Source organism: Parabacteroides caecihominis (genome assembly GCF_023656785.1).
GTDB classification, from domain to species: Bacteria; Bacteroidota; Bacteroidia; order Bacteroidales; family Tannerellaceae; genus Parabacteroides; species Parabacteroides segnis.
On record NZ_JAMOKS010000056.1, the window covers coordinates 1 to 24393 of the forward strand.

At 43.7% G+C, this 24393-nt stretch carries 20 protein-coding genes and 1 pseudogene; 11 read left to right on the forward strand and 10 right to left on the reverse strand.

Features of this window, described 5'->3' with window-relative positions; all coding sequences use genetic code 11:
• Positions 1-701: 701 nt before the first annotated feature.
• The 5 genes from NBH14_RS26860 to NBH14_RS26880 all read right to left on the reverse strand — a co-directional run bounded on the left by NBH14_RS26860 (position 702) and on the right by NBH14_RS26880 (position 4834).
• Positions 702-1130: a selenium binding protein gene (locus NBH14_RS26860; RefSeq protein WP_186961763.1), complete on the reverse strand. Its 429-nt coding sequence runs from the start codon at positions 1128-1130 to the stop codon at positions 702-704.
• 491 nt (positions 1131-1621) lie between these two features.
• Entirely contained in the window at positions 1622-1999 is a 378-nt protein-coding gene (locus tag NBH14_RS26865; RefSeq protein WP_186961764.1) for a hypothetical protein, read from the reverse strand.
• A 111-nt stretch (positions 2000-2110) separates the two neighbouring features.
• Positions 2111-2683, reverse strand: a complete 573-nt coding sequence (locus NBH14_RS26870; RefSeq protein WP_186961765.1) for a cob(I)yrinic acid a,c-diamide adenosyltransferase — start codon at positions 2681-2683, stop codon at positions 2111-2113.
• A 1-nt stretch (position 2684) separates the two neighbouring features.
• Positions 2685-4313, reverse strand: coding sequence for a flotillin family protein (locus NBH14_RS26875; protein ID WP_007656068.1), 1629 nt, complete (start codon positions 4311-4313; stop codon positions 2685-2687).
• A 26-nt stretch (positions 4314-4339) separates the two neighbouring features.
• On the reverse strand, positions 4340-4834 hold the full coding sequence (locus NBH14_RS26880) for a hypothetical protein (protein ID WP_186961766.1): 495 nt from the start codon (positions 4832-4834) through the stop codon (positions 4340-4342).
• 102 nt (positions 4835-4936) lie between these two features.
• On the opposite strand from NBH14_RS26880, the gene NBH14_RS26885 reads away from it, so the two are divergent.
• Entirely contained in the window at positions 4937-5644 is a 708-nt protein-coding gene (locus NBH14_RS26885) for a DNA alkylation repair protein (RefSeq protein ID WP_186961767.1), read from the forward strand.
• On the opposite strand, the gene NBH14_RS26890 is transcribed toward NBH14_RS26885, so the two are convergent.
• Positions 5637-6962 (reverse strand): cobyrinic acid a,c-diamide synthase CobB, encoded by a 1326-nt coding sequence (locus NBH14_RS26890; protein WP_186961768.1) that lies wholly within the window; start codon positions 6960-6962, stop codon positions 5637-5639. The two genes, NBH14_RS26885 and NBH14_RS26890, sit on opposite strands and share 8 nt — an antisense overlap.
• 99 nt (positions 6963-7061) lie before the next feature.
• The gene (panB, locus tag NBH14_RS26895; RefSeq protein WP_048316368.1) at positions 7062-7889 is read right to left on the reverse strand and encodes a 3-methyl-2-oxobutanoate hydroxymethyltransferase; all 828 of its coding nucleotides are present in this window, start codon (positions 7887-7889) and stop codon (positions 7062-7064) included.
• A 150-nt stretch (positions 7890-8039) separates the two neighbouring features.
• Here panB and NBH14_RS26900 point away from each other — a divergent pair, with 150 nt between their 5' ends.
• From NBH14_RS26900 to NBH14_RS26915, 4 genes and pseudogenes are all read left to right on the forward strand, one after another.
• Positions 8040-8555, forward strand: a complete 516-nt coding sequence (locus NBH14_RS26900) for an outer membrane beta-barrel protein (RefSeq protein ID WP_186961769.1) — start codon at positions 8040-8042, stop codon at positions 8553-8555.
• Positions 8556-8700: 145 nt separating this feature from the next.
• Positions 8701-9768, forward strand: a complete 1068-nt coding sequence (locus NBH14_RS26905) for a GNAT family N-acetyltransferase (protein WP_186961770.1) — start codon at positions 8701-8703, stop codon at positions 9766-9768.
• Between the two features lie 79 nt (positions 9769-9847).
• Positions 9848-10560 (forward strand): annotated as a pseudogene (gene rhuM, locus NBH14_RS26910) (RhuM family protein).
• Position 10561: 1 nt separating this feature from the next.
• Positions 10562-11029 carry an alanyl-tRNA editing protein gene (locus NBH14_RS26915; protein ID WP_186961771.1) on the forward strand — a complete coding sequence of 156 codons (468 nt, stop codon included), beginning with the start codon at positions 10562-10564 and terminating at the stop codon, positions 11027-11029.
• Positions 11030-11101: 72 nt separating this feature from the next.
• Here NBH14_RS26915 and NBH14_RS26920 read toward each other — a convergent pair whose 3' ends face one another.
• From NBH14_RS26920 to NBH14_RS26930, 3 genes are read right to left on the reverse strand one after another with little or no spacing between them, the layout of a single operon-like run.
• On the reverse strand, positions 11102-12058 hold the full coding sequence (locus NBH14_RS26920; RefSeq protein ID WP_186961772.1) for an ABC transporter permease: 957 nt from the start codon (positions 12056-12058) through the stop codon (positions 11102-11104).
• On the reverse strand, positions 12051-12791 hold the full coding sequence (locus NBH14_RS26925) for an ABC transporter ATP-binding protein (protein ID WP_128134877.1): 741 nt from the start codon (positions 12789-12791) through the stop codon (positions 12051-12053). Before NBH14_RS26925 ends, NBH14_RS26920 begins: the two co-directional genes overlap by 8 nt.
• Positions 12792-12794: 3 nt before the next feature.
• Complete coding sequence (locus tag NBH14_RS26930) at positions 12795-13946, reverse strand: COG1470 family protein (protein ID WP_186961773.1); 1152 nt, start codon at positions 13944-13946, stop codon at positions 12795-12797.
• Between the two features lie 324 nt (positions 13947-14270).
• Between NBH14_RS26930 and NBH14_RS26935 the strand changes: the two genes are divergently transcribed.
• From NBH14_RS26935 to NBH14_RS26960, 6 genes are all read left to right on the forward strand, one after another.
• Complete coding sequence (locus NBH14_RS26935; protein ID WP_186961774.1) at positions 14271-15542, forward strand: phosphoglycerate kinase; 1272 nt, start codon at positions 14271-14273, stop codon at positions 15540-15542.
• A gap of 95 nt (positions 15543-15637) precedes the next feature.
• Positions 15638-16252: a DUF6563 family protein gene (locus NBH14_RS26940; protein ID WP_186961775.1), complete on the forward strand. Its 615-nt coding sequence runs from the start codon at positions 15638-15640 to the stop codon at positions 16250-16252.
• A gap of 84 nt (positions 16253-16336) precedes the next feature.
• A complete protein-coding gene (gene proS, locus NBH14_RS26945) occupies positions 16337-17818 on the forward strand; it encodes a proline--tRNA ligase (protein ID WP_007656038.1) in 1482 nt (493 codons plus the stop codon).
• Positions 17819-18106: 288 nt separating this feature from the next.
• Positions 18107-20818, forward strand: a complete 2712-nt coding sequence (locus NBH14_RS26950; protein ID WP_186961776.1) for an alpha-L-rhamnosidase — start codon at positions 18107-18109, stop codon at positions 20816-20818.
• Positions 20819-20971: 153 nt separating this feature from the next.
• Entirely contained in the window at positions 20972-22528 is a 1557-nt protein-coding gene (locus tag NBH14_RS26955) for a DUF4435 domain-containing protein (RefSeq protein ID WP_128134879.1), read from the forward strand.
• Between the two features lie 96 nt (positions 22529-22624).
• Positions 22625-24391: an ArnT family glycosyltransferase gene (locus NBH14_RS26960; RefSeq protein ID WP_186961777.1), complete on the forward strand. Its 1767-nt coding sequence runs from the start codon at positions 22625-22627 to the stop codon at positions 24389-24391.
• Positions 24392-24393 lie beyond the last annotated feature (2 nt).

Here is a 24393-nt window from a genome sequence, read left to right on the forward strand (position 1 = left end):
AGAAGTTCCTATCTTTGATCCGAAGTGTAAAGGCATAGCAGGACTAAAACACTCAATTCCTGATAATGTCAAGCTAAGATAGGACAAAGTAATAAATCTGTAAAGTTTTTCTAGGACAAGATACTGGCTGGTGCAAGGTGCAGCTATATATATAAATATAGCTGCACCTTGCACCACAGAAATACACACTGAAAATCAACATTTTACACTTCTTGTAAAACCACGGGTGCAACCTCGTTTTTTGCACCGCCTCCTGATTTTATGCTTTTCCTGTAATCCGGTAATCCCGAAAAATAAAAAATCCCCGAAACATTTCCCTTTTTCGGTCAAAATCCCTATATTTGCATCAGTTCCAAGAGCAGAGCGAAGCAATGCAGCGAAACCCGCACAGCTACCAAATCGCTACCGGCTACCGAACTTTCTACTCTTTAAGTCTTATCTACCAACCGATTACAAAAAAACGATTGTTTTTTTTCGATAAATACTCAATGATAAGTAAGAAAAATCTGTATATGGAGGAAACTTTTATGTTACGGTATTAACTCACGTCAAAAGTAATTTGGAATATACCTTTGTGTCCGGATAAAGAAATGGTTATTGCCTTTTACTTATTCAACAATAATCATCAATAGATGTGAAGAAAATAGCTAAAGATCTAGTTATTTTCATATGCTTTTATCAAAGACGTGGCTTTATGTATGTTAGTATCCTCTAAATTTATAAATTAAATCGGATAACTCTTCGTTTTTCTTAATAAATTCGCGTAAATATTCTTTATCAATTTTTATATTAATGCCTTTAGAGTCATTTCTATAAATAGGTATTACATAGTCATCAACTTTTTCACCAGTAGGAAGACTATGTATAATTGAGTTCCTCTTTGTGACTAACTTATCAAATAAGTTATATATATCATCCCCCATTATTTCAGTTATTTTATTTTCATAATCCTTAAGTTGACCTGCTGTTAATTCTATCAGAGTATGCCACGGTTTATTAGAATTGTCATGGTGTTCCTTGTCAATCATCTCAATTATGAATCCACAATTAGAATTAAATACCCATTGACAAATTCCAAGTAAATATAAAAGTTCTTCATCTGATGTTGATTGCCTTGTCTCTTTTCCCACTTTTCTATTGTTAAATTGCCATCTGCTTGTCATTCGCTGATACTTAACGTTTATCATCAGCAAAGATAGCAAATATTTGATTAGCAGGCCTGAATTATCATTTAAAATAATTGTTATAAGTTATATTCCTCACCCTTTCTTCTCTCTCGGCTGGATAGGTTTTAATGCGGTCTTATTGCCTGCCGAGATGAAGTTTACCGAATTGCTCCTTGAACCAGTCGAAGATATTCTATTCGTTGATAGTCAGTTTCACCCTGTCTGAGTTCTTACTCTCCTTATACACTTCCGTATTTTTTCATTTTCTCAGCGTATGTATCCTGAAAACGTTCCAGATTATCAAGAGTACCTGACAGCATGACCTGCAATGCCCGCACCTGATTCTCCCTGATTTTACGGATTATATCCGCATTCTCTATCCGATGTTGTATCGCTTGTGTGCGAGTCTCTACTCTTATCCGGACGTAATAAACTCCTTGTTGAGTTCTTTTCGTTCAAGGTCGGCGTTTCCCTGCTATACCGTTCGTTCGATATGAGCCGTTGTTCGGGCATCTATTAAGGTGACGAGTTGCCATAGATTTTATATAGGCATCAGGCTTCTTTGCCTTAAAGTAATACCATGCAAAAAAACGATTCAACGTGTAGAGGTATTCTTCCTGAGGAACAAGATAGTCCAGCCAAACCTGCTTGATCTTCTTAAAAGGATATATCTGAAATAAAAGGTTTATTTCTTCCAAGTCAAGATGCAACAAAGTTTTCTCAATCAAAATATTATCGGGAACATCTTTGATTGAACTCTCATTATACGACCAGAAACAATGTTCTTGTTTCAACTTCGACAATAATTCTTGTTTTACTACATCTATAGACATGATTTACTGTTCTTAGTATAATACAAAAATAATAATAAATCTTGCAAATTCACGATTGAAAAGTGAATTTGCAAGATTTTAGAGTTTAATTTAACTATTGCCGGATATGGATTACTCTTTCTTTTTTCTTTTATAGAGGAAAGAGTTCCAACGTTCTTCGGCATGGTCCTGTTGAAACATTTCGTAACGGGCCATAGTGAAAAGTAGGTCTGAGAGGCGATTCACGAACTGCATGATTTCTTCCGGAAGCGGATCTTTCCGGTATAATGTCCATAAACGACGTTCGGCTCGACGGGCAATGGTACGTGCCAACTGCAAATGGGCGGAGATCAGGGTACCGCCGGGCAGGATAAAGAAACCGTTATCCTGCATCTGTCCGGTGAGTAGATCTATTTGTTGCTCACAGAAGGACACAAGGTCCTCCGATAAACTGTTAGGGTTCTTGTCGCGGATAGCGGAAGGGGTTGCCACGTGCGACATGACAACCATCAGCTCCCGTTGTATTTTACCTAAGACATCCTGCCATTCATGTTCGGAAGGTAATAAAGCCCGCACGATACCGATTTGTGCATTCACTTCGTCAAGCGTACCGTTAGCTTCGATACGGATATCGTCTTTATCAACCCGTTCGCCGCCGTGGATACCGGTACGGCCTTTATCTCCTCCCCTGGTGTAAATTCTCATATTACTTCTTCGTTGTATCTTTCTTTTCGTCTTTTTCTTCCGGACGAATGATTCCTTTTACGGTTTCGCCGATAGGCAATTTATCCAATACGCCGAGACTCGGGGCAACGGTTTTAACCAATTGGTTCAAGAAATTACCGGTTGTGCCCTGGCCACCGTCAAAGACGGTAATATCGCCGAGCTGCATGTGTTCGAATGCCTTCACCTGTTCGCCGGCAATTTCTTTCCACTGGTCTACCATCTTATACTGGATAGCGATAGCCGGGTTAGACTCGGCTGCCTCAACCATTGCCTTGAAACCATCGGCTTCAGCCAGCAATGATTTCTTTTTACCTTCGGCTTCGGCTTCCAGTTTCATCTGGATGGCGCGGGCTTCGGCTTCGGCCTGGGCCAAAGTTGCCTTTGCTTTCGCTTCGGCTTCGCGGATCATCTTTTCGGCCACTGCTTCAGCTTGCAGGATGGCTTCCTGACGGGCGATTTCTGCCGGAACGATCTTTTGTGCTTTCAGGGCTGATTCAACCTTTTTGGCTTTTGCTTCTTCCACTTCGCGCTGGGCGATTTCGCGAGCAGCTTGCACAGAGGCTTCCGAACGGGCTGCTGCTTCACCGGCTTGTTTGCTTGCTTCGGCCTGGGTTACTGCCAGTTCGGCATCAGACTTGGCCACTTCTTTATTCGCTTCGTTTCGTCCGACAGCAGCTTTCTTTCCGGCATCGGCCTTCTTGATTTCCATATCGGAATTTAGTTCTGCGATACGGCTTTCTTTTTCAGTATTTGCTTTTTCTATATTGATATTCTTATCTGCTTCGGCTTTGGCTACCTGCGACTCTTTCGAGGCATTGGCAACGGCAACCTGGGCAATACGTTCTTTATCGGCATTGGCAACGGATATTTCCTGTTGTTTCTTTGTCTCTGCAATAGCGATATCCTGGTCTTTGCGTGTTTCGGCAACAGTCGTTTCACGTTCGCGAATCTGATTGGCAATCTTGATGGCACCGAGTTTTTCCTGTTCTTCGATATTGGCCTGTGCTTCGTTCAGGGCTTTGCTTTCAGCTTCTTTACCGAGATTGACGATATAATTGGCGGCATCACGGATATCGCTGATATTGATGTTCATCAGGTAAAGACCGAACTTGCGTAGTTCCGTATCGATATTGTCGCGTACCTTGGAAAGGAATTTATCACGGTCGGAGTTCAACTCTTCGATCGTCATATCGGCAATAACCAGACGCATCTGGCCATACACAACATCGGTAATCAGGTTCTGCTTGTCTTCCGGCTGCAAACCCAACAGACGTTCGGCTGCATTCTGCATCACTTCCGGGTCGGTACTGATCGCTACCGTAATGGTGGTCGGAACATCTACTCGGATATTCTGCGCGGACAAGGCGCCGGTCAGTTTACAATCAATCTGAAGAGGTTTCATGGAAAGGAATTCGTATCCCTGAATAATAGGCCATACGAAAGCGGCTCCACCGTGATAGAGTTTGGCTGATTTCTCTCCGGATGTCTTACCGTACACAACCAACACCTCGTCACTCTTACACTTGCGGTAACGGGACAATATCCCGATAAAAGAAAGAATGATAACCCCTACCAGTATGGCTACCATGATTAACATTTCCTGTGTCATAATTTAATAGTTGAGTTTATTATTTATTACTGTATATAAATTGTTCCTGATTCAACCTTGCAGATCAACGTGCGGTCGCCGGTCTGGTACTTTTTTCCTTCCAGGGAACGGACTTCCACCTCACGCAAGGCTCCGTTCTGGGCGACCTGAACGATATAGCGAACTCCGTCGTGTGCATAGATCGTACATTCCCGGCCCACCAGGGCTTCTGTCTTTTCCGGTTTGTTTTCTTTCTGAAGCTGATAGGCTTTCTTATAGAGAAACCATAGGATAAAAACGAAGAGCAACCCGATCAGTATGCCGATCAGGAAAGTAGAGATGGCCGTACTTTTGGCAATATACATATACCATCCGAAACCGATGCAGAAGTGGGTTAATCCTTTAAAAGATACTGCGCTGCTGAGATCGACATCAACATCCGTGTCTGTATCCAGGTCTCCAAAAAAGATAGACATGATAAACTGTATCAGAAATATGGCGGAAGCAACAACTGCGATTCCAAGAAAAATAGTATTGACCATGGCATTGAATTATTAGTTTACACGAAAATAAGGATTATTTTATTAAAACGAGCATATATAAGAAAAATATGTATGTTTGTAGTAAATATATCATATCCTCTTATGAAAACAGTCATTGAACAAGTACGTCAGGCACTGGTTGACAATATCGACGAAAAGACCCGGCAGAATGCGCAGAGTTTCTTCAAAGAAAAAATTTTATACCATGGTGTGAGAATCCCCATGGTTAATAAAATCAGTAAGGAGTTTTATGATTTAATCAAAGAACTTCCTAAGAAAGAGATATTTACTCTTTGTGAGACTTTGTGGGAATCAGGATATTCGGAAGAATCTTATATTGCATGTAATTGGTCTTATTATCTTCATGCACAGTATGAACCGGAGGATTTTGACGTTTTCGAAAAGTGGGTGGATAAGTATGTATCCAATTGGGCTTCCTGCGATACCTTGTGCAATCATACGGTCGGTACTTTTGTAGAGATGTATCCGGACTATATTTCCCGTTTGAAAGAGTGGGCGCATTCTGAGAACCGGTGGATGAAACGGGCAGCTGCCGTCACGCTGATTATCCCTGCCAGAAGGGGCCTTTTCCTGAAAGATATATTTGAAATTGCCGATACTCTTTTCTATGATACGGATGATTTGGTACAAAAAGGCTACGGATGGATGTTGAAGGCCGCCAGTGAAGCATATCAGAAAGATGTATTCGACTATGTGATGGCTAAGAAAGCGGATATGCCGCGTACTTCGTTAAGATATGCGATCGAAAAGATGCCAAAAGAGATGAAAGTGTTGGCAATGGCTAGATAAGTCCATTCAGATAGTCGATAAACCATTGGTTTCTTGACGGATCGCCCCAATAAAGGTGGGTGTATCCGGCTAAGACGTTCTTATATCTGTATAAAGGGGTAGCGACAAGGCTTCCTTTGGCCGTACAAGCGGTAGCGACAGAAGCCAGTTCCTCTTTCTGAGGCTCAATACGGGAATAATGGAACTCGTGTCCGGTCATTACATAATCATTATAATATAATGTACGGTATCCCAGACGAAGTTTCATTTGCTCCATAGTAGCCGACTGGTTCAGTAAACCGACCATCGGAAAACTACTCCCATCCGACGATTTTATTTCATTGCATAAATACATCATTCCTCCGCATTCGGCAAGTAGCTTCCCTCCTGCTTCTGCATAATCGCGGACGGATTGAAGCATGGAACGGTTTGATGATAAACCGGGAAGGTATAATTCGGGATAGCCTCCTGGCAAGTAAACAAAATCGGATTCCGGTAATATGGGATCGTGAAGCGGACTGAAAAAGGTAACTTCTCCCAGCCTGTGCAGCAATTGAATGTTCTCCTCATAAGCAAAATTAAAGGCGGCATCACGAGCGATCGAGATTTTCAAAGGAGAAGGCAGCGTTTGTTCAGGCTGAACAATATGAGAGTTAGAAACAGGTTGGCAGGCGGTCAATGCCAATAGTCTGTCGATATCGACATGTTTCTCTACCAGGGCGGCTACACGGTCGGCAAATGTATCAAAACAAAATCTCTCATCCAGGGTTAAGCCCAAATGGCGGCTCGGTATCTCTACGTCGGCCTGTTTGGGAAGGTATCCTAATGCTTCGACACCGGCATCTTCACAGGCTTGTTTCAAAAAGGAATAATGAGTTTCGGAAGCTACAAAATTGAAAACGGCTCCGACAATGTTTATCTCTTTATAGAAATTTTTGAAACCGTACAGCAAAGGGGCAACGGAGTAAGCTGTACTTTTTGCGTTTACGATCAGGACGACAGGTATATTTAATGTACGCGCGATTTCAGCACTGCTTCCCTGCATAGCATCGTATCCGTCAAAAAGACCCATCACGCCTTCGGTTACTGCATAATCGGCTACCGAAGTATAGCGTCGATACAAATCACGTATATGTTGTTCGGACATCATGAAACTATCCAGATTGACGGAAGGACAGCCGGCGGCCATTTTATGATGGCGCGTGTCGATATAGTCCGGACCACATTTGAACGGCCGGACTTTTCCATACCGGTTCTTCAACGCCCGAAGCAAACCGAGTGTAAATGTTGTCTTACCGCTTCCTGACGATGCGGCTCCGATCAGTAGATGAGATTTCATGACTTAATCAGATATTTATGGCTACTGGTTGTAACTGGTTCCCCTCTCACGAGGGGAAATAGTTACTCCCACCACTATAAATTGATAACTCAATTATTTCTAATATTGTTCCTTCTCATTCGGGAAGTCCTGTGTCTTCACATCTTCGATGTATGCCTGGACGGCACGAGTGATTTCTTCTCCGATATTGGCATATCTGCGAAGGAAACGCGGAGAGAATCCCATATTGATTCCCAACATATCGTGCATAACCAAAACCTGACCGTCTACACCTCCACCGGCACCGATACCGATAATAGGTATGCTCAGTTCGGAAGCAACACGTGCAGCCAGTTCTGCCGGAATCTTTTCCAGCACAATGGCGAAACATCCGATCTCTTCCAACAGATGAGCGTCGTCAATCAACTTCTGTGCTTCTGCTTCTTCACGGGCACGGACGGTATAAGTACCGAACTTATTAATAGACTGCGGAGTCAAACCCAAGTGTCCCATCACAGGAATACCTGCACAAAGGATACGTTCGATAGATTCTTTTATTTCACTACCTCCCTCCAGTTTAATACAGTCGGCATGCGTCTCTTTCATGACACGGATAGCGGAAGCCAAAGCCTCTTTGGAGTTTCCCTGGTATGTACCGAAAGGCAGGTCGACTACAACCAACGAACGTTGTACTGCTTTCATAACCGATTTACCATGGTAAATCATCTGATCCAATGTGATAGGAAGCGTTGTTACATTACCGGCCATTACATTCGATGCTGAATCGCCGACAAGAATAACATCCATACCAGCCTGATCGATCAGTTTAGCCATAGAATAATCATAAGCCGTCAACATAGAAATTTTTTCTCCACGTTGTTTCATTTCCATCAGGCGATGTGTCGTCACCTTTCTTGTATCATCTAAATCCCTCTTTGCAACTGACATAATGCTTTTTTGTTAATTGTTACGGCGGCAAAGTTAAGGATATTCTGTAATTAGCAAGACAAACAATAAAATATTTATGCCGTACAACATATGTTTATTTTTGTATATCTTTGCGCCCGTTTACATATAACGTTTAATATACAAGCAAAGATGAAAAAGTTACTTTTTACTTTGGTGGTTGCATTTATGGCAATCATCAGTGCTGATGCACAGGTTTATGTAGGTGGTTCATTCAATCTTACTCACGACAAGAACGCCGATGTTACTAATTTTTCTATTGCACCAGAAGTCGGTTATAACCTGAACAAAAACTGGGCTATTGCAGCAGAGATCGGTTATACACATTTCAAATCGGACGGGAACAAGGCTAATGCGTTTAATTTCGCTCCTTATGCCCGCTTTTCATTCTTCGAAAAAGGTATTGTCCGTTTATTCCTGGACGGTGGCATTGGTATCTCAACCTATAAAAGAGAAAGCTACGATAGCGTCAACGGTTTCGAAATCGGTATCAAGCCGAGTATTGCACTTGAAATATGCAAGAACCTGACATTTGTCGCTAAATACGGATTCGCCGGTTATCGCGATGATTATAAATATGCCAACAGTACATCCGGTATCAGCCTGAGTTCTGAAGACCTGACTTTCGGTTTCCACTACGAATTCTAATTATCAATCAAACAGGAAGAGCCAGTCTTTATCCTACTCCGGATAGACAGGCTCTTTTTCTTTCTGAACGCCACTTCTTCAAAAAATATCCTGTTGCCCGAAATATATCATTATATTTGCATCCACTGAAATATAAGAAGATAATATGGACAATTCAGATTTACTATTCCGGAAAGCAAAAGAAGCAGATATAGCACGTATCTGGGAAATCATCGGACAAGCCAAAGCGCAAATGCGACGGTTGAACAGCCATCAATGGGATGAGAATTATCCGGCACTTGAAAACATTGCCAAAGATATTCAATCAGGAAACGGATATGTCTTTTGTAATAAAGAAAATATAGCTGTCACTTATGGCGTTATTTCTTTCGACGGAGAGCCTGCCTACAAAGAAATCGACGGTAAATGGACAAACGACCTTCCTTACATGGTGGTTCACCGACTGGCCGTAGCCGATGAGATGAAACATCAAGGATTGGCGAAACGTTTTATGTTGCAGGCGGAAGAAGTAAGCCGGAACAAGGGCATCTATGAATTTCGCATCGACACCAACTTCGACAATCAGTATATGCTCCGCTTAATAGATTCTTTGGGATTCAGTTACTCTGGAGAAGTTCCTTACAGGGGAGATAAACGCAAAGCGTTTGAAAAAAGCATCCGCCCCCACTCTTCTTCTTTCGGGATTCCGGGTTATACGATCCGGGAAGCTATTTATGAAGATGCAGAAATCATATACGAAGCGATAGATAAACATCGTGAGGATTTACGAATTTGGTTACCGTTTGTCGATGGTTTAAACAGTGTTGCGGATGAACAGTCATTCCTGGAATCTACATTAAAAGTGCCTTATAGAGAACGGGATGTCGTATATATCATTGAAAAAGGCTTTGCGATTTGCGGTCTGATCGGTTTTCATTTCTCAGACCGAACAAACCATCGTACGGAAATAGGATACTGGCTACTTCCGGAGTTTCGGGGAAAAGGTGTTATTACACGGGCCGTCCATTATCTCTGCCAATGGGCGTTCTTTGAAAAAGATTTCAACCGCATCCAGATACGATGTGCCGTTGGCAATCAACCCAGCAACGCCATTCCTCAACGTTTAGGCTTCACACTGGAAGGAACGGAACGTGACGGAGAATTACTTTCTTCCGGTGAATATATGGATATAAATGTATATAGTATCCTTAAAAAGGATGTCACATGTGCATAATTTGCACATACCACTTCACATGGTAAAAATGGAACAAGAAATTCAATTAAACGAACACAACAAGCAAGAATGTCCACCGATGCATACGGTCGATTTTAACCCATCCTTAAACGATATTATCATTTATCAAACGGAAGATGGAGAAATCAGGCTGGATGTAAAAATGGATAATGAAACTGTTTGGTTGACACAAACACAGATGAGTGAGTTGTTTCAGACCAACCGTACTTCCATCGTACGCCACATAAACAACATCTACAAAAGCCATGAATTAGAAGAAGAACCAACTTGTGCAAAAATTGCACAAGTTCGAACTGAAGGGAAAAGAGAGGTAACCAGATATATTCCTTATTACAATCTGGATATGATAATATCTGTCGGTTATCGAGTTAACTCAATACGCGGCACCCAATTCCGCATTTGGGCCAACAAGATATTGAAAGACTTTCTTATCAAAGGGTATGCCATCAACCAAAAGATAAAATTAGAACATTATCAAGAACTAAAAGACATCGTTCACATTCTCGGTACCACGCTCAAAAACCAGGAACAGCTTACATCCGACCAGTCCAAAGGCTTGTTAGCCGTAGTAACCGAGGTAATAAACGAATCGCAGCCATGCTATTCCTTTGGTTCATGGAAAACAACGGTATACTCTATCGTCCAAGCGGAGAAAAACGCATCGCCGATAATACATTAGTTGCCCTCACTTTGATGATTGCTGAAAGCCGTACGGAAGAAAAAGACATCATGGTAAAAGTAGTAGTTAATTTAATCAATAAAAATAATTAAGATGGAACAAGAAATTCAATTAAACGAACATAATAAGGCTGAATATCCACCGATGCATACAACCGAACATATTTTAAATCAGACGATGGTTCGCATGTTTGGTTGTCCGCGTTCGAAGAATGCCCATATAGAAAGGAAAAAGAGCAAGTGCGATTATGAATTATCGGAAGCGCCTACCGCTGAAATGATGGCTGAAGTAGAACGCCGGATAAATGAAGTAATAGAACAGCATCTGCCTGTAACGATCGAATTTATTCCGAAAGCGGAAGCCGGAGCCATTGTCGATCTCAGTAAATTACCGGAAGATGCGAGTGAGACATTACGTATTGTTCGTGTCGGAGATTATGATGCCTGTGCATGTATTGGTGCACATGTCAACAACACTTCTGAAATAGGGCGGTTTAAACTATTGAATTACGATTATACTGACGGACGGTTACGCCTGCGGTTCAAACTGGAAACTGCATAAACAAAGATATAACTATTAAAGAAAGGCTCTTATCCCAAACACAGGTAAGAGCCTTTTCTGATATTAATCGAATTAACGAGAACGAACTTCCCTTCTCATAAAAGAAACGTAAGACAAGGCAAAACAAACAACTGTTGCTGCAATCAACCCTGTCAGCTGCGGCCAGACAACGATCAGGCTCTGGCCCAGAGGCAACGGACTGGGGATAGCCCCATGCACCTGTTCCATCGTCAACGGTCCCAGACTTCTGACAGAAGGCATCAGCAAGGTTGTCGTTGCATCACTGAACAACTGGCTCGGCGCGAAGCGCAACAGGTTAAGCATAAAGCGCTGATAGCTGATTATCTGGTAATCGCTGGCAAATCCGGAAGGACTGAGTGCTTTCCCTATCAGATTGATGATCATATTATAGAACACACTGAAAAATAACCAGATGGCCACACAAGCCAGTGCGGATGTCGCAGCCTGACGGAACTGTATGGAAAAGAATATCGACAGATTCAGCCAAAAAGCGACATAGAAGATGCTGACAATGATAAAGAACACCATCCGCAAAAACTCTTCCGCCGTCGGAGGAATACCGATCGCTATCAATCCGAATCCCATCACCAAGAATCCCAAAGAAAACAACATGATGCCAATAACAATCAATGCCCCGACAAATTTGGCATTAATCAGGTAATCACGATGGATAGGTTGAGACAGGATACGACTCAATGTACCTCTGTTTTGTTCAGAATTGATCGCATCGAATCCTAACGCAATCCCCAGCAAAGGCCCCAGGAAGCTGATAAAGACAACAAAAGAAGGCAAAGTTCCATCCGAAACGGTAAACAGTTTCAGGAAAAGGAACGCATTGTCTGGGTCATTAGGCTTGATAGAGTCTCCGATATTAGTCAGAGCAGTATATAACGACCCCATACAAGTCAATGCAATAAGGACGATCATGATAATAAAACGCCAGCTTCTCATATGATCGGAAACTTCTTTATTCACAATTACCCAAAAGGGATGATATATTCTATTCATGACCTTTACCTCCTTCGAAATAATGATTATAAATATCATCGAGTCCGTGCTCTTTCTTCTGTTGCTCCGTCAGTTCAATGTCGGCCAACAGTTTACCACTGCTGAACAGACCTACACGGTTACAGACCTGCTGAACCTGGTCCAGATGATGGGAAGAGAACAGCACCGTCAGCCCTTCTTCATGACTCAGCTGATGGATCAGGTCCATAAACTCACGAACACCGGCAGGGTCTATTCCAGATGTCGGTTCGTCCAGAATGATCACTTCCGGATCTTTAATCAGGACATCTGCCAAGCCTAAACGCTGACGCATACCCCGCGAATATTTACCGGCTTTCTTATTCCCTTCATTCATCAGACCGACTCTTTCAAGCAATTGAACGGCTTTTTCCTTTGCATCCTTCTTCGGAATACCGTTTAGCTGAGCCGTATATACCAGATTCTCTATCCCGGTCATATCGTCATAAAACCCGACATCTTCCGGCAGATAGCCGACTATCCGTTTTACTTCTATCGGGTGCGTGGTAGAATCTACTCCACATACTTTCACAGAACCCGAAGTCGGTTCAGTCAGTCCCAGCATCATCAGGATCGTTGTAGACTTTCCAGCTCCGTTAGGCCCCAGTAATCCGAATATGTCCTTTTTATTAATGATCAGGTTCAAATCATTTACCGCAGTAAAACCACCATACTTTTTTGTCAGTCCGGTAAGTTCAATAACTGGTTGACCCATGGCTTACCTCCTTCCATATTTGCGGAACAGATAATAGACGCCTCCCAATACCAAAACAATGATCAGAACACCAACCCAGCCCCAGATCATCGGAGTTTTTACGGAAATACGAAAATCGGTTGTAGCATTTACCTCCGGAGTCTTGACTGTCATCTTTGTTACATAATCTCCGGGAAGTGCCTTTTTAGAAGCCTTTACCGTAGCAACAACGTTTGTAGTCTGTCCGGCTCCCAGCTTCATCACTTTTGCCGGTTCGAAAGTAACCTCCCAGTCTACCGGTTTGCTGGCAGAAAGCTCTATATCTTTTAGTTCGGCAGAACCGGTATTTTTCACAACCAGATCGATCCGTTTCGTCTCACCGGCTGTTATATCAGAACTGAGCAAACCTCTCGGAGTAGTCAATTCCATTTCATAAGAACCGGTTACTACCACTTCCAGGTCCAGATCGGCAGAAGTGGAACCCGTCGAGGCATGAACAGGTATTTTATAACTTCCTGCTGCAACATTAGCCGGCGGGTTGACGTCGATAGTTATATTCTGGGTTGCATTAGGTTCTACCTGTGCAGATGTTGCCTGCTTATAATTCGGCTTGAATACCACATTCCATCCCCGCTGTACATCGGCTGTCAAAGCATAGAGTTGCTGCTCCGCTGTACGGTTCTTGATCGTTGCGTTGAATGTAAATGTTGATTTGGAATTACCCTCCATGTTCGGCTGTGTAGTCGTGAAATCGGTCTGGTAAGTTCCCTGCTTGGAGACGGTAATCGTAAGCGGGAGTTTTGCCATTCCGTCGGCAGAGACCGTAAAATTATAAGTACCTTTATTCACCTTCACCGGCACTTCGACCTTTAAAGAGAAATTTTTCTTTTCATCTGGCAGGACCGACAACTGGCTGATTGTAAAACCTCCGGACTTCACCTCATAACTCCATCCCCGGGGCATTCCTTCCACGGAAATCGTCGCATTCTTCACTTCGTCACTCTTGTTGATGACGTCAACACTGTAATCAATCGACTCTCCCGGCGGAACAGAAATCTTTGTGTAGGGAGTGTACAACATCACGCTCTCTTTTGTGTCCGTAGCGTGGATCTTACAAGGGATAACACCCAATAACAGTACCAATAGTAGGTTTAAACAGTTAATTTGCATTTTCATAATGATTTTTATAGAGTATACAAAAATGATTACTTAATTAGCCGATGACAAATATATAAACTGTGATTATTAGCAATTATTAAAAGTGTTAAAAAAAATCTATTACACAGGACCTTTCTCCTTCTTCCTTTAAAGCCTTCTCTTGTTTGCGACAACAGAAAGTTCAGTACTCTATACATTATATATAGACAAAACCAGGAGAGGCCATTCGGTTGCTAAATAGACCTAATTATTATGTAAATGTAACACTGAAATAAAATATTTTTATGTAAGTTTGCGAGCGCTAAGAAAGACATTTTATACAGAAATTTAAATACAAGAGTTATGCAATCAATTGACAATTTCAATTTTGCCGGCAAAAAGGCATTTGTAAGAGTTGACTTCAACGTTCCATTGGACGAAAACTTCAACATCACAGACGACACTCGTATCCGTGCCGCTCTTCCTACTCTTAAGAAGATCCTGGCAGACGGTGGCAGTGTAATTATCGGTTCACACCTGGGCCGTCCGAAAGGCGTTACAGATAAATATTCTTTGAAACATATCCTGAAACACGTTTCTGAACTGCTGGGCGTAGAAGTTCAGTTTGCTAACGACTGTATCGGTGAAGAAGCCGGCGCTAAGGCTGCTGCATTGCAACCGGGCGAAGCATTGTTGCTGGAAAACCTTCGTTTCTATGCGGAAGAAGAAGGCAAACCAAGAGGTTTGGCTGAAGACGCAACAGACGATGAAAAGAAAGCTGCCAAGAAAGCCGTTAAAGAAAGCCAGAAAGAATTCACAAAGAGACTGGCTTCTTATGCAGACTGCTATGTAAATGATGCATTCGGTACAGCTCATCGTGCTCACGCTTCTACAGCGCTGATCGCTGATTACTTCGATACTGACCATAAGATGTTCGGTTACCTGATGGAAAAAGAAGTAAAAGCTGTTGATAAAGTAATGAGCGACATCTCTCGTCCGTTCACTGCAATCATGGGTGGTTCTAAAGTTTCTTCCAAAATCGAAATCATCGAAAATCTGTTAAGTAAGGTAGACAACCTGATTGTAACAGGCGGTATGACTTATACTTTCACTAAAGCTCAGGGTGGTAAGATCGGTAACTCTATCGTTGAAGACGATAAGTTGGATCTGGCTCTTGACCTGATGAAGAAAGCAAAAGAAAAAGGTGTAAACCTGGTATTAGCTGTAGACGCTAAGATTGCTGACGCTTTCAGTAACGACGCAAACACTAAATATGCTGACGTAAACGAAATTCCTGACGGATGGGAAGGTCTTGACATCGGTCCTAAGACTATCGAAATCTACGCTGACGTTATCAAGAACTCAAAGACTATCCTTTGGAATGGTCCTACAGGCGTATTCGAATTTGAAAACTTCACTGACGGTTCACGTGCAGTAGGTAACGCTATCGTTGAAGCTACAAAGAACGGTGCATTCTCTCTTGTTGGTGGTGGCGACTCTGTTGCTTGCGTTAACAAGTTCGGTATTGCAGACCAGGTTTCTTATGTTTCTACAGGTGGTGGTGCTTTGCTGGAAGCTATCGAAGGTAAAGTTCTTCCGGGTATCGCTGCTGTAAAGGGCGAACCGTATAAATAAGAAGTATTTTTAACTATATAAAAAGGCAATCTTTTTCATAAGGTTGCCTTTTTTATTTCTATATTTCCGCCTTAATCATTCAATTTTAATATAAGATGAAAGCTACCTATCTGATTTTATGCATTTTCCTGTTTGTACAAGGTCTTTTTGCCCAGCAACCCAGTAAGTCATACAACAGCATCACAGACTTATTAAACGGTACGTATGATACGACTTTAAGCGTTTTAGTTGAGAAACGGACTAAAAACCAGATATTCATGTCCGGAGGAGGTGATTATAAAATCTATAACGGAGACAAAGAAACCGACAAGCTGATCAAAACAAAAATCTATGCTATAGAAGTAAACGATTCACTGTATGTAAACTGCCGGAAGCTGAAATTCAAAAAACGCGTTATCGGAGGCTGGTTTGCCCCTGCCATAGTATGCCGGGGGAAAGTATATTTCTCTGCTATTTCGGTTGGCCCGAACGCTGCTGCAGCTTTTGGAGTTATAGGAGGCGCTGTCCAAGCAGCCAACGAAGCCTCTTCCCGCGTTTATTACGAAATGGACCCGGCTGAAAAAGAACTGGATAAAGTCGGTTCGGAAAAAATGATGGAAATTCTGAATGACTATCCCGAACTACGCGAGCAATATGAAAAAGAGGAATTAAAAGAACACATAGAAATCGTATCCAAATATTTACAGAAAATCAATCAGCTAAATCAATAAAGCCTGTAATCGCTTTATAAATATTTTTGTACCTTTGTCCGACATTATTCGAAAATCATTGAAAACAACATAGAATTAAAGAAAATGGCAAAAGAGCTGAAAGAACTGACTAAGAGAAGTGTGAACTACTCTCAGTGGTACCAGGATTTGGTTATTAAAGCGGATCTGGCAGAAAATTCTGCTGTACGTGGCTGTATGGTTATCAAGCCTTACGGATACGCTATTTGGGAGAAGATGCAACGTATCCTCGACGATATGTTCAAGGAAACAGGACACGTAAACGCTTACTTCCCTCTGTTGATCCCGAAATCATTCTTAAGCAAGGAAGCCGAACACGTGGAAGGTTTCGCCAAAGAATGCGCTGTTGTTACACATTATCGTCTGAAAACAAACCATGACGGTACAGGTGTAGTTGTCGACCCGGCAGCTAAACTGGAAGAAGAACTGATCATCCGTCCGACTTCTGAAACAATCATCTGGAACACATACCGTAACTGGATTCAGTCATACCGCGACCTGCCTATCCTATGTAACCAATGGGCAAACGTAATGCGCTGGGAAATGCGTACACGCCTGTTCCTCCGCACCGCAGAATTCCTGTGGCAGGAAGGTCACACGGCTCACGCTACCCGTGAAGAAGCAGAAATCGAAGCAAAGAAGATGCAGGAAGTATATGCAAACTTTGCTGAAAACTATATGGCAATGCCGGTTATCAAAGGTGTAAAATCTGCCAGCGAACGTTTCGCAGGCGCTTTGGATACCTACACTATTGAAGCGATGATGCAGGACGGAAAAGCGTTGCAGGCAGGTACTTCCCACTTCCTGGGACAGAACTTCGGTAAGGCTTTCGATGTTACTTTCATCGACAAAGAAGGCAAGAGTGATTATGCCTGGGCTACTTCATGGGGAGTTTCAACCCGTCTGATCGGTGCCCTGATCATGTCTCACTCGGATGATAATGGTCTGGTATTGCCTCCGCACCTGGCTCCTATTCAGGTAGTGATCGTTCCGATCTATCGCAGCGAAGAACAGTTGGCACAGATCAGCGAAAAGGTAAACGGTATCGTAGCCAAACTGAAAAAGATGGGTATCTCCGTTAAATACGACGATGCAGATAACAAGAAACCGGGATGGAAGTTTGCTGAATACGAACTGAAAGGCGTTCCTGTACGTCTGGCAATGGGTGGACGCGATCTGGAAAACAACACGATCGAAGTAATGCGCCGCGATACGCTGGAAAAAGAAACCATCACTTGCGACGGTATCGAAGAATACGTACAGAATCTGTTGGAAGAAATCCAGCAGAACATCTTCCAGAAAGCCCTCGATCATCGTACAGCTTGCACGGTAACTGTCGATACTTACGAAGAGTTCAAGGAAAAAATAGAAGAAGGCTTGTTCATCATGGCTCACTGGGATGGTACTCCTGAAACAGAAGAGCAGATCAAGAACGAAACCAAAGCAACTATCCGTTGTATCCCATTGGAAGGCGACAAAACACCGGGTAAGTGTATGGTTACCGGCAAACCTTCCGCACAGCGCGTATTGTTTGCACGGGCTTATTAAGCAACATAGAATAAAAAACAATAACTATTCAAGAGGATATGCCGTGATGGTGTGTCCTCTTTGACGTATTAGTCTACACACTACTACACTGGAAAGTACTGAAAAACCGACTAAAGAAGGAGGGAAATATATCAAATTTCACACGCTTTTTATCAACCTATATAAAGGTATCATTTTATAAAGTAAAAAAGTCAAAATTGGAACTAGAGCCTACACCCAAAGCCCTAATTTTGTAAAATAAAGGAATATATATTATTCCGATCTATACCTAACTTAATACGAATGCAGATGAAATTAACCTTCTCCCCATTATTGGCCGTCCTGGCTATCATACTGGCGGGATGTACTTCCGGCCATACGGTCAGTATCAAAGATCTTCGGGTTGAAATGAAAAAAAACCCGGTAGGCATTGGTGTATCACAGCCCCGCTTTATGTGGAAAATCTCTTCCGAATCACCCGATCTCATGCAGACTTCCTATCAGATACAGGTTGCCGAATCTCCCGATAACCTGAAAAACGGAAAAGAACTGCTTTGGGACAGCGGTGAAGTGAAAAGCGATGAGTCCATACTCATCCCCTACGGAGGCAATCCGTTACAATCCAGAAAACAATATTATTGGCGCATTAAAGCCAATACGAATCAGGGCTCAACGGATTGGAGCCCGATAAACACCTGGTCGATGACCTTGCTCAATCCTTCCGACTGGAAAGCAACCTGGATCGGAGAAAACAATCTTTCCAACCCCGGAGAGACGAAAGAAGGGAAAACACGTCTTGCCGCCCGCTATCTCCGCAAAGAGTTTGTTGCGGATAAACCGGTTCAGAGAGCTGTTCTATACATTTCCGGCCTTGGTTTTTCCGAATCCTATATCAATGGGAAGCCCGTTAGCGAAGATATTTTCGCGCCCGGACCATCCTGGTATCCCAACCGTGTATATTATAATGTATATGACGTGACAAATCTGTTGTCAAAAGATAAAAATACGATAGGCGTTGCCTTAGGTAACGGTCGTTATTTCGCAATGAGAGACCGACAGGAAACTCTGCCCTCCCTGCTTGCACAACTGGAAATCGAGTATACCGACGGCTCGCAAACCGTCATAGTCAGCGATACCTCATGGAAAGTAACCTCCAAAGGCCCGATCATCGCCAACAACGAATTTGACGGCGAAGAATATGACGCCCGCCTGGAACTGAGCGGTTGGAACAAAAATGGTTTCGACGACTCCAAATGGCTCACGGCAGATGTCATGGCAACTCCCGCCGGTAAATTAACCGTACAGTCCAATCCGAACCTCCGTATCCAGGAAGAAATCAAGCCGGTCAGCATCACCGAAAGACCGGACGGCAAATATATCATCGATATGGGACAGAATATGGTCGGCAGGTTGGCTGTCAGCCTGAAAGGAAAGAAAGATCAACCTGTCACCATGAAATTTGCTGAATTACTCAAAGAAGACGGTTCGCTTTACCTGGCAAACCTGCGTAGTGCCAATGTGACCGATATATATACCCCGGCCCGTGACGGGCAGTTCCGCTGGGAACCGATATTTGTCTATCACGGATTCCGTTTCGTTGAGATTTCAGGACTTGACTATAAGCCGGAATTATCCGCCTTTACCGGAAAAGTAATCTATGACAAAATGAAAACGACCGGAAAGTTTGAAACTTCGAACCCGCTGGTGAACCAGATCTATAAAAATGCCTATTGGGGTATTCGCGGCAATTACCGGGGCATGCCGACCGACTGTCCGCAACGCGACGAACGCCATGGATGGCTGGGAGACCGTGTAACCGGAGCGTATGGGGAAGCATTCATCTTCAACAACGCCCTCCTGTATAATAAATGGTTGCAGGATATCGAAGACTCCCAAAGCCCGGAAGGAAGCATCTCCGACGTATCTCCCCGTTACTGGACGATATACAACGACGATGTCACCTGGCCTGCCGCCTATTTCTATGTAGCCAACCTCTTATACCGCCAGTTCGGAGATAAGAGTGCCATCATCAGACATTACCCGTCTATGAAACGCTGGATGGAACACATGCAGCAAACAGCCATGCAGGATTATATCATCGTAAAAGACACTTACGGCGACTGGTGTATGCCCCCGGAATCACAGGAGTTAATTCATTCGCAGGACCCGGCCCGTAAGACTGACGGTGCTATCCTGTCCACCACCATGTATTACAGCCTGCTGAATATGATGAGCGAATTTGCCCGGTTAAGCGGACAGGAAAACGATATTGCAGCCTATCAGGAACTGGCTGCAAAGATGAAAGAAGCCTACAACGCGAAATACTTCCATCCGGAAACAGCCCAATACGGTAACAATACGGTTACAGCCAACATCCTGTCATTACGTTTAGGACTCGTTCCAAAAGGATATGAAGAAAAAGTGTTTGCCAATATTGTCAAGAAAACGGAGGGAGACTTCGGCGGCCATGTCAGTACCGGTGTCCTGGGCATCCAGCATCTGATGCGCGGCCTCACCGAATACGGCCGGGTAGATATGGCCTGGAAGATTGTGACAAACGACACCTACCCGAGTTGGGGATACATGACAAAGAAAGGTGCCACCACCATCTGGGAACTCTGGAACGGAGATACCGCCGACCCTGCCATGAACTCCGCCAACCATGTCATGTTACTGGGCGACCTGGTCATCTGGTACTACGAAGACCTGGCAGGAATCAAATGCGCTCCGGAATCCATCGCTTATAAAAAGCTGATCATGGCTCCGGTATTTCCCGAAGGGTTGAACGCCGTTTCCGCCTCCTACGAATCAGTCTACGGAGAGATCAAAAGTGCCTGGAAAAAAGAAAACGGTACTTTTAGCTGGGATATTACAATCCCTGGCAACACCTCTGCTGTTGTACGAATACCGAAAGAGTTCCGGATCAAACAATCCAACCAACCGGGTGTCAGGAGGGTGAATGACACTGCCTCCTATACGGAAATCGAGATCGGTTCGGGGAGTTATCACTTTAATAACTAAAAATAAATATGAAGAAAAGTCTGTAAATGACATCTTTGATCTTAATCATTGGTTTGCCATTTACAGATTTTTTTACTCCGTCAAAAAGATCGCCCAAGCTATAGAATACGAATAATTTAATTACCTTTGGGAGTAAAATAAATCAGTACCTGTATGGAACTCACTCTCCCTTCCAAGTTGAATGCCTCCGAAACGATCGTGCTCGACACGAATGTGCTTGTCGTTATCGGGGCAAATGGTGCCGGCAAAAGTTCGTTCGGCAGAGATCTGCTGGAGCGTTACTCCGACAACAGTAAAAAGATATCCGGCATGCACTCCCTGTTTATCAGCAGTGAAGAACCTGTGCCTGTCGAAGGCAATGAACTGGCACGCCTGCAATCGATGATCGCGGAACGCATCTTCATGCCCCGCCTTTCAGAATACGAAAAACTGATCCTCCACCTGCAAAGCGAAGAATTTGAGGCGGCAGTAAACTATAAGGAAGCCTGCAAGCTGACCCCGGACCTGGAACCGCCCGTTACCAAAATAGACCGTATACAGGCCATCTGGGAGAAAATGTTCCCACATAACCGCCTGGTCAGGAAGTCCGGCTTTATTGAACTAGCTTCCACCAGCCGCGACGGCGATTCTTATACGGCCGGCAGAATGAGTGACGGAGAGAAGATCGTCTTCTACCTGATAGGCGCCGTACTCTGTGCCCGTCCCAACGAACTGCTGGTGATCGAAGAACCGGAAATACTGCTTCACAACTCGATCAAGAACCTGCTTTGGGATGAGATCGAAGCTATGCGTCCCGACTGCACATTCGTTTATCTGACGCACGATATCGACTTTGCCACTTCTCGTCCGGAAGGCAAACGGATATGGATCAGGGACTACAATGCCGACGCCCATGTCTGGGACTACCAACTGATAGAAAACAGCGACAGCCTTCCCGAAGAAGTATATATAGATATCCTCGGGAGCCGCAAGCCGATCCTGTTCATCGAAGGGACCGACTCCAACAGTATCGACAACCGCCTCTACCCGCTGATCTTCCCCGATTATATGGTCAAGCCGATGGGTGGCTGCCAGAAGGTGATTGAAACGACAAAGGCTTTCCGGCAGTTGCAGGACTTCCATACGCTGGAATCCATGGGGATCGTAGACCGCGACCGCCGTACGCAGGGAGAGATCGACTATCTGCATGACCAGCATATCTTCGTTCCCGACGTAGCCGAAGTGGAAAACCTGCTGATGCTCGAACCCGTGATACGCACCGTGGCACGCCGTATGATGAAAGATCCCGATGTCGTATTTACCCAGGTAAAGGAAAATGTAATTAAACTCTTTGAGAAAGACCTCGAAAGCCAGGTTATCCTGCATGCCAAACACCGCGTCCGCAAGAAACTGGAAACAACGGTCGACCGCAAGATAACGACCGTCGAACAACTGACCGAGCATGTGGAAAGCATCCGCTACAACGTCCATGTCGATGAAATATACAATGGGATAAAAGATAAATTCAACCAGTACATCGAAACGGGAGATTACAAGAATATCCTTCGTGTGTATAATCAAAAAGGGATGCTGCCGCAAAGCCGTGTATGTAACTTCTGCGGTATCAGTAACAAGGAAAGTTATTTAAACTTCGTTCTTTCCATTCTGAAAGAAAACAAAGAGGATGCGGAAGTCATACGTTCTTCCATCAAAGAATCTTTAGGGACATAAAAAGTTATCAAAAATGAGGAAAAAGTCCGCAAAAAATCGTTCTTTTGCAAACTGATATAACGACATTAACTGGTTTAGTCCTCTTACAAAAAGAATATGCGTACACCGACATTACAATATCTCTACCTGCAAAAGCCGGTAACAATGGTTATTATAATCTGTATAATCTCCGTGCTTCCCTGGATCGGCTTGGGTGATTTCTCCACTAAAGGAGAGCCGCGTGAAGCATCTGTTGCCATATCCATGCTTGAATCAGGCAATTGGATATTACCCCAGGTTTATGCCAACGAATTTGCCTATAAGCCGCCGATGGCACACTGGCTGATGGCTGCTTTCTCTTATCCGCAGGGATACGTATCGGAGTTTACCTCTCGCCTGCCGTCTACAATCGCTTTTATCTGCCTGATGGGATGCACGCTCATGTTTTTCGGGCGAAGGATAAAATTCCAGCAGGCGTTTATAGCTACTCTCCTACTACTCACGTGCATTGAAATGCACAGAGCGGCGATGACTACCCGTGTCGATATGCTACTGACGACATTCATTGTCATCGGCCTCTATCAGTTGTTCCGATGGGAAGACCGGCTGGAGTTAAAAGGTCTGCCGGTTATTATCCCGGTATTGTTGGGGTGTGCGGTTCTGACTAAAGGGCCTGTAGGAGTTATTTTGCCTTTATTCGTGTTCGGTGCTTATCTGCTGATGCTTCGTAAATACAGCCTGCTGACAATCTTCAAGGCACTACTTTATATCGGCGTTTCGTCTCTGTTCCTGCCTCTGCTGTGGTATATCGCAGCCTGGAAACAGGGAGGGGATAAATTTCTCGATGTCGTACTTGCCGAAAACTTCGGACGTTTCTTCCATCTCAATACGCCCGATATCAATTATGACCTGGGACACGAGAATGGCGTATGGTATAACTTTATGACGCTAGCTGCCGGATTTATTCCCTGGACCATCTTCTTTTTCTTCTCCCTCTTCGGTTTGAACTGGCAGAGAAAAAAGGTATCGTTCAAACAAATGCTAAAAGACAGCTGGAATAATATTCTTTCCATGGAAAAGGAAAAACTGTTCAGCCTGGTAGCATTGGTTTGCATCATCTTCTTTTATAGTATCCCTTCCAGCAAGAGAAGCGTATACCTAATGCCGGCTTATCCGTTCATCGCAATATTCCTGGCACAATACGCCATCTATATAACAGAATACAGGACAAAGGTAACCCGTATCTTCGCTGCCTTCCTGGCATCGGTCACAACTGTGGTACTGATTGCCATCGGATTAACGATGATCGGTGTTATCGACCCCGTGGCTATTGCTTCACAGTACACAAGTCGTACCTCCACCCTGGCACAGGTCGAAGCTGTCAGCAACATATTTTCTTTCAGTTACGGACTGACGGTTTGCATTGTTATCGTCGTTTTGGTGGCGCTGCTGACGGTGCTTTACCAGATGTTCAAAAAGATAAACATCAAGATCCTGTATGCTACGATTGCCCTGAGTTTTACGATCAATTTGCTGATCGACGGGGTTATCATGCGAGGTATCCGCCAAGATGGTTCTGCCCGTCCTTTTGCGGAAAAGGTAATGAAAGAATATCCGCTGAATGAGAATAATATGTTCGTTATGAACAATCTCAAGAAATACAGGAACTTGTACGGGCTTAATTTCTATCTCGGCAACCGCTTCCACAACTTCGAACAGGAGATGCCGGAAGAAGGATTTTTCTTTGCAACTCCCAGCGACCTGGAGGTTGTCCTTAAAAATTACGAAGGCCAATATACTTTTAATATATTGACCTCCTCTGAACGTATCATCCACGAAGTGCGCCGCCCGGTTGTTCTGTGCAGCTTCCTCCGTGTAAAATAAGA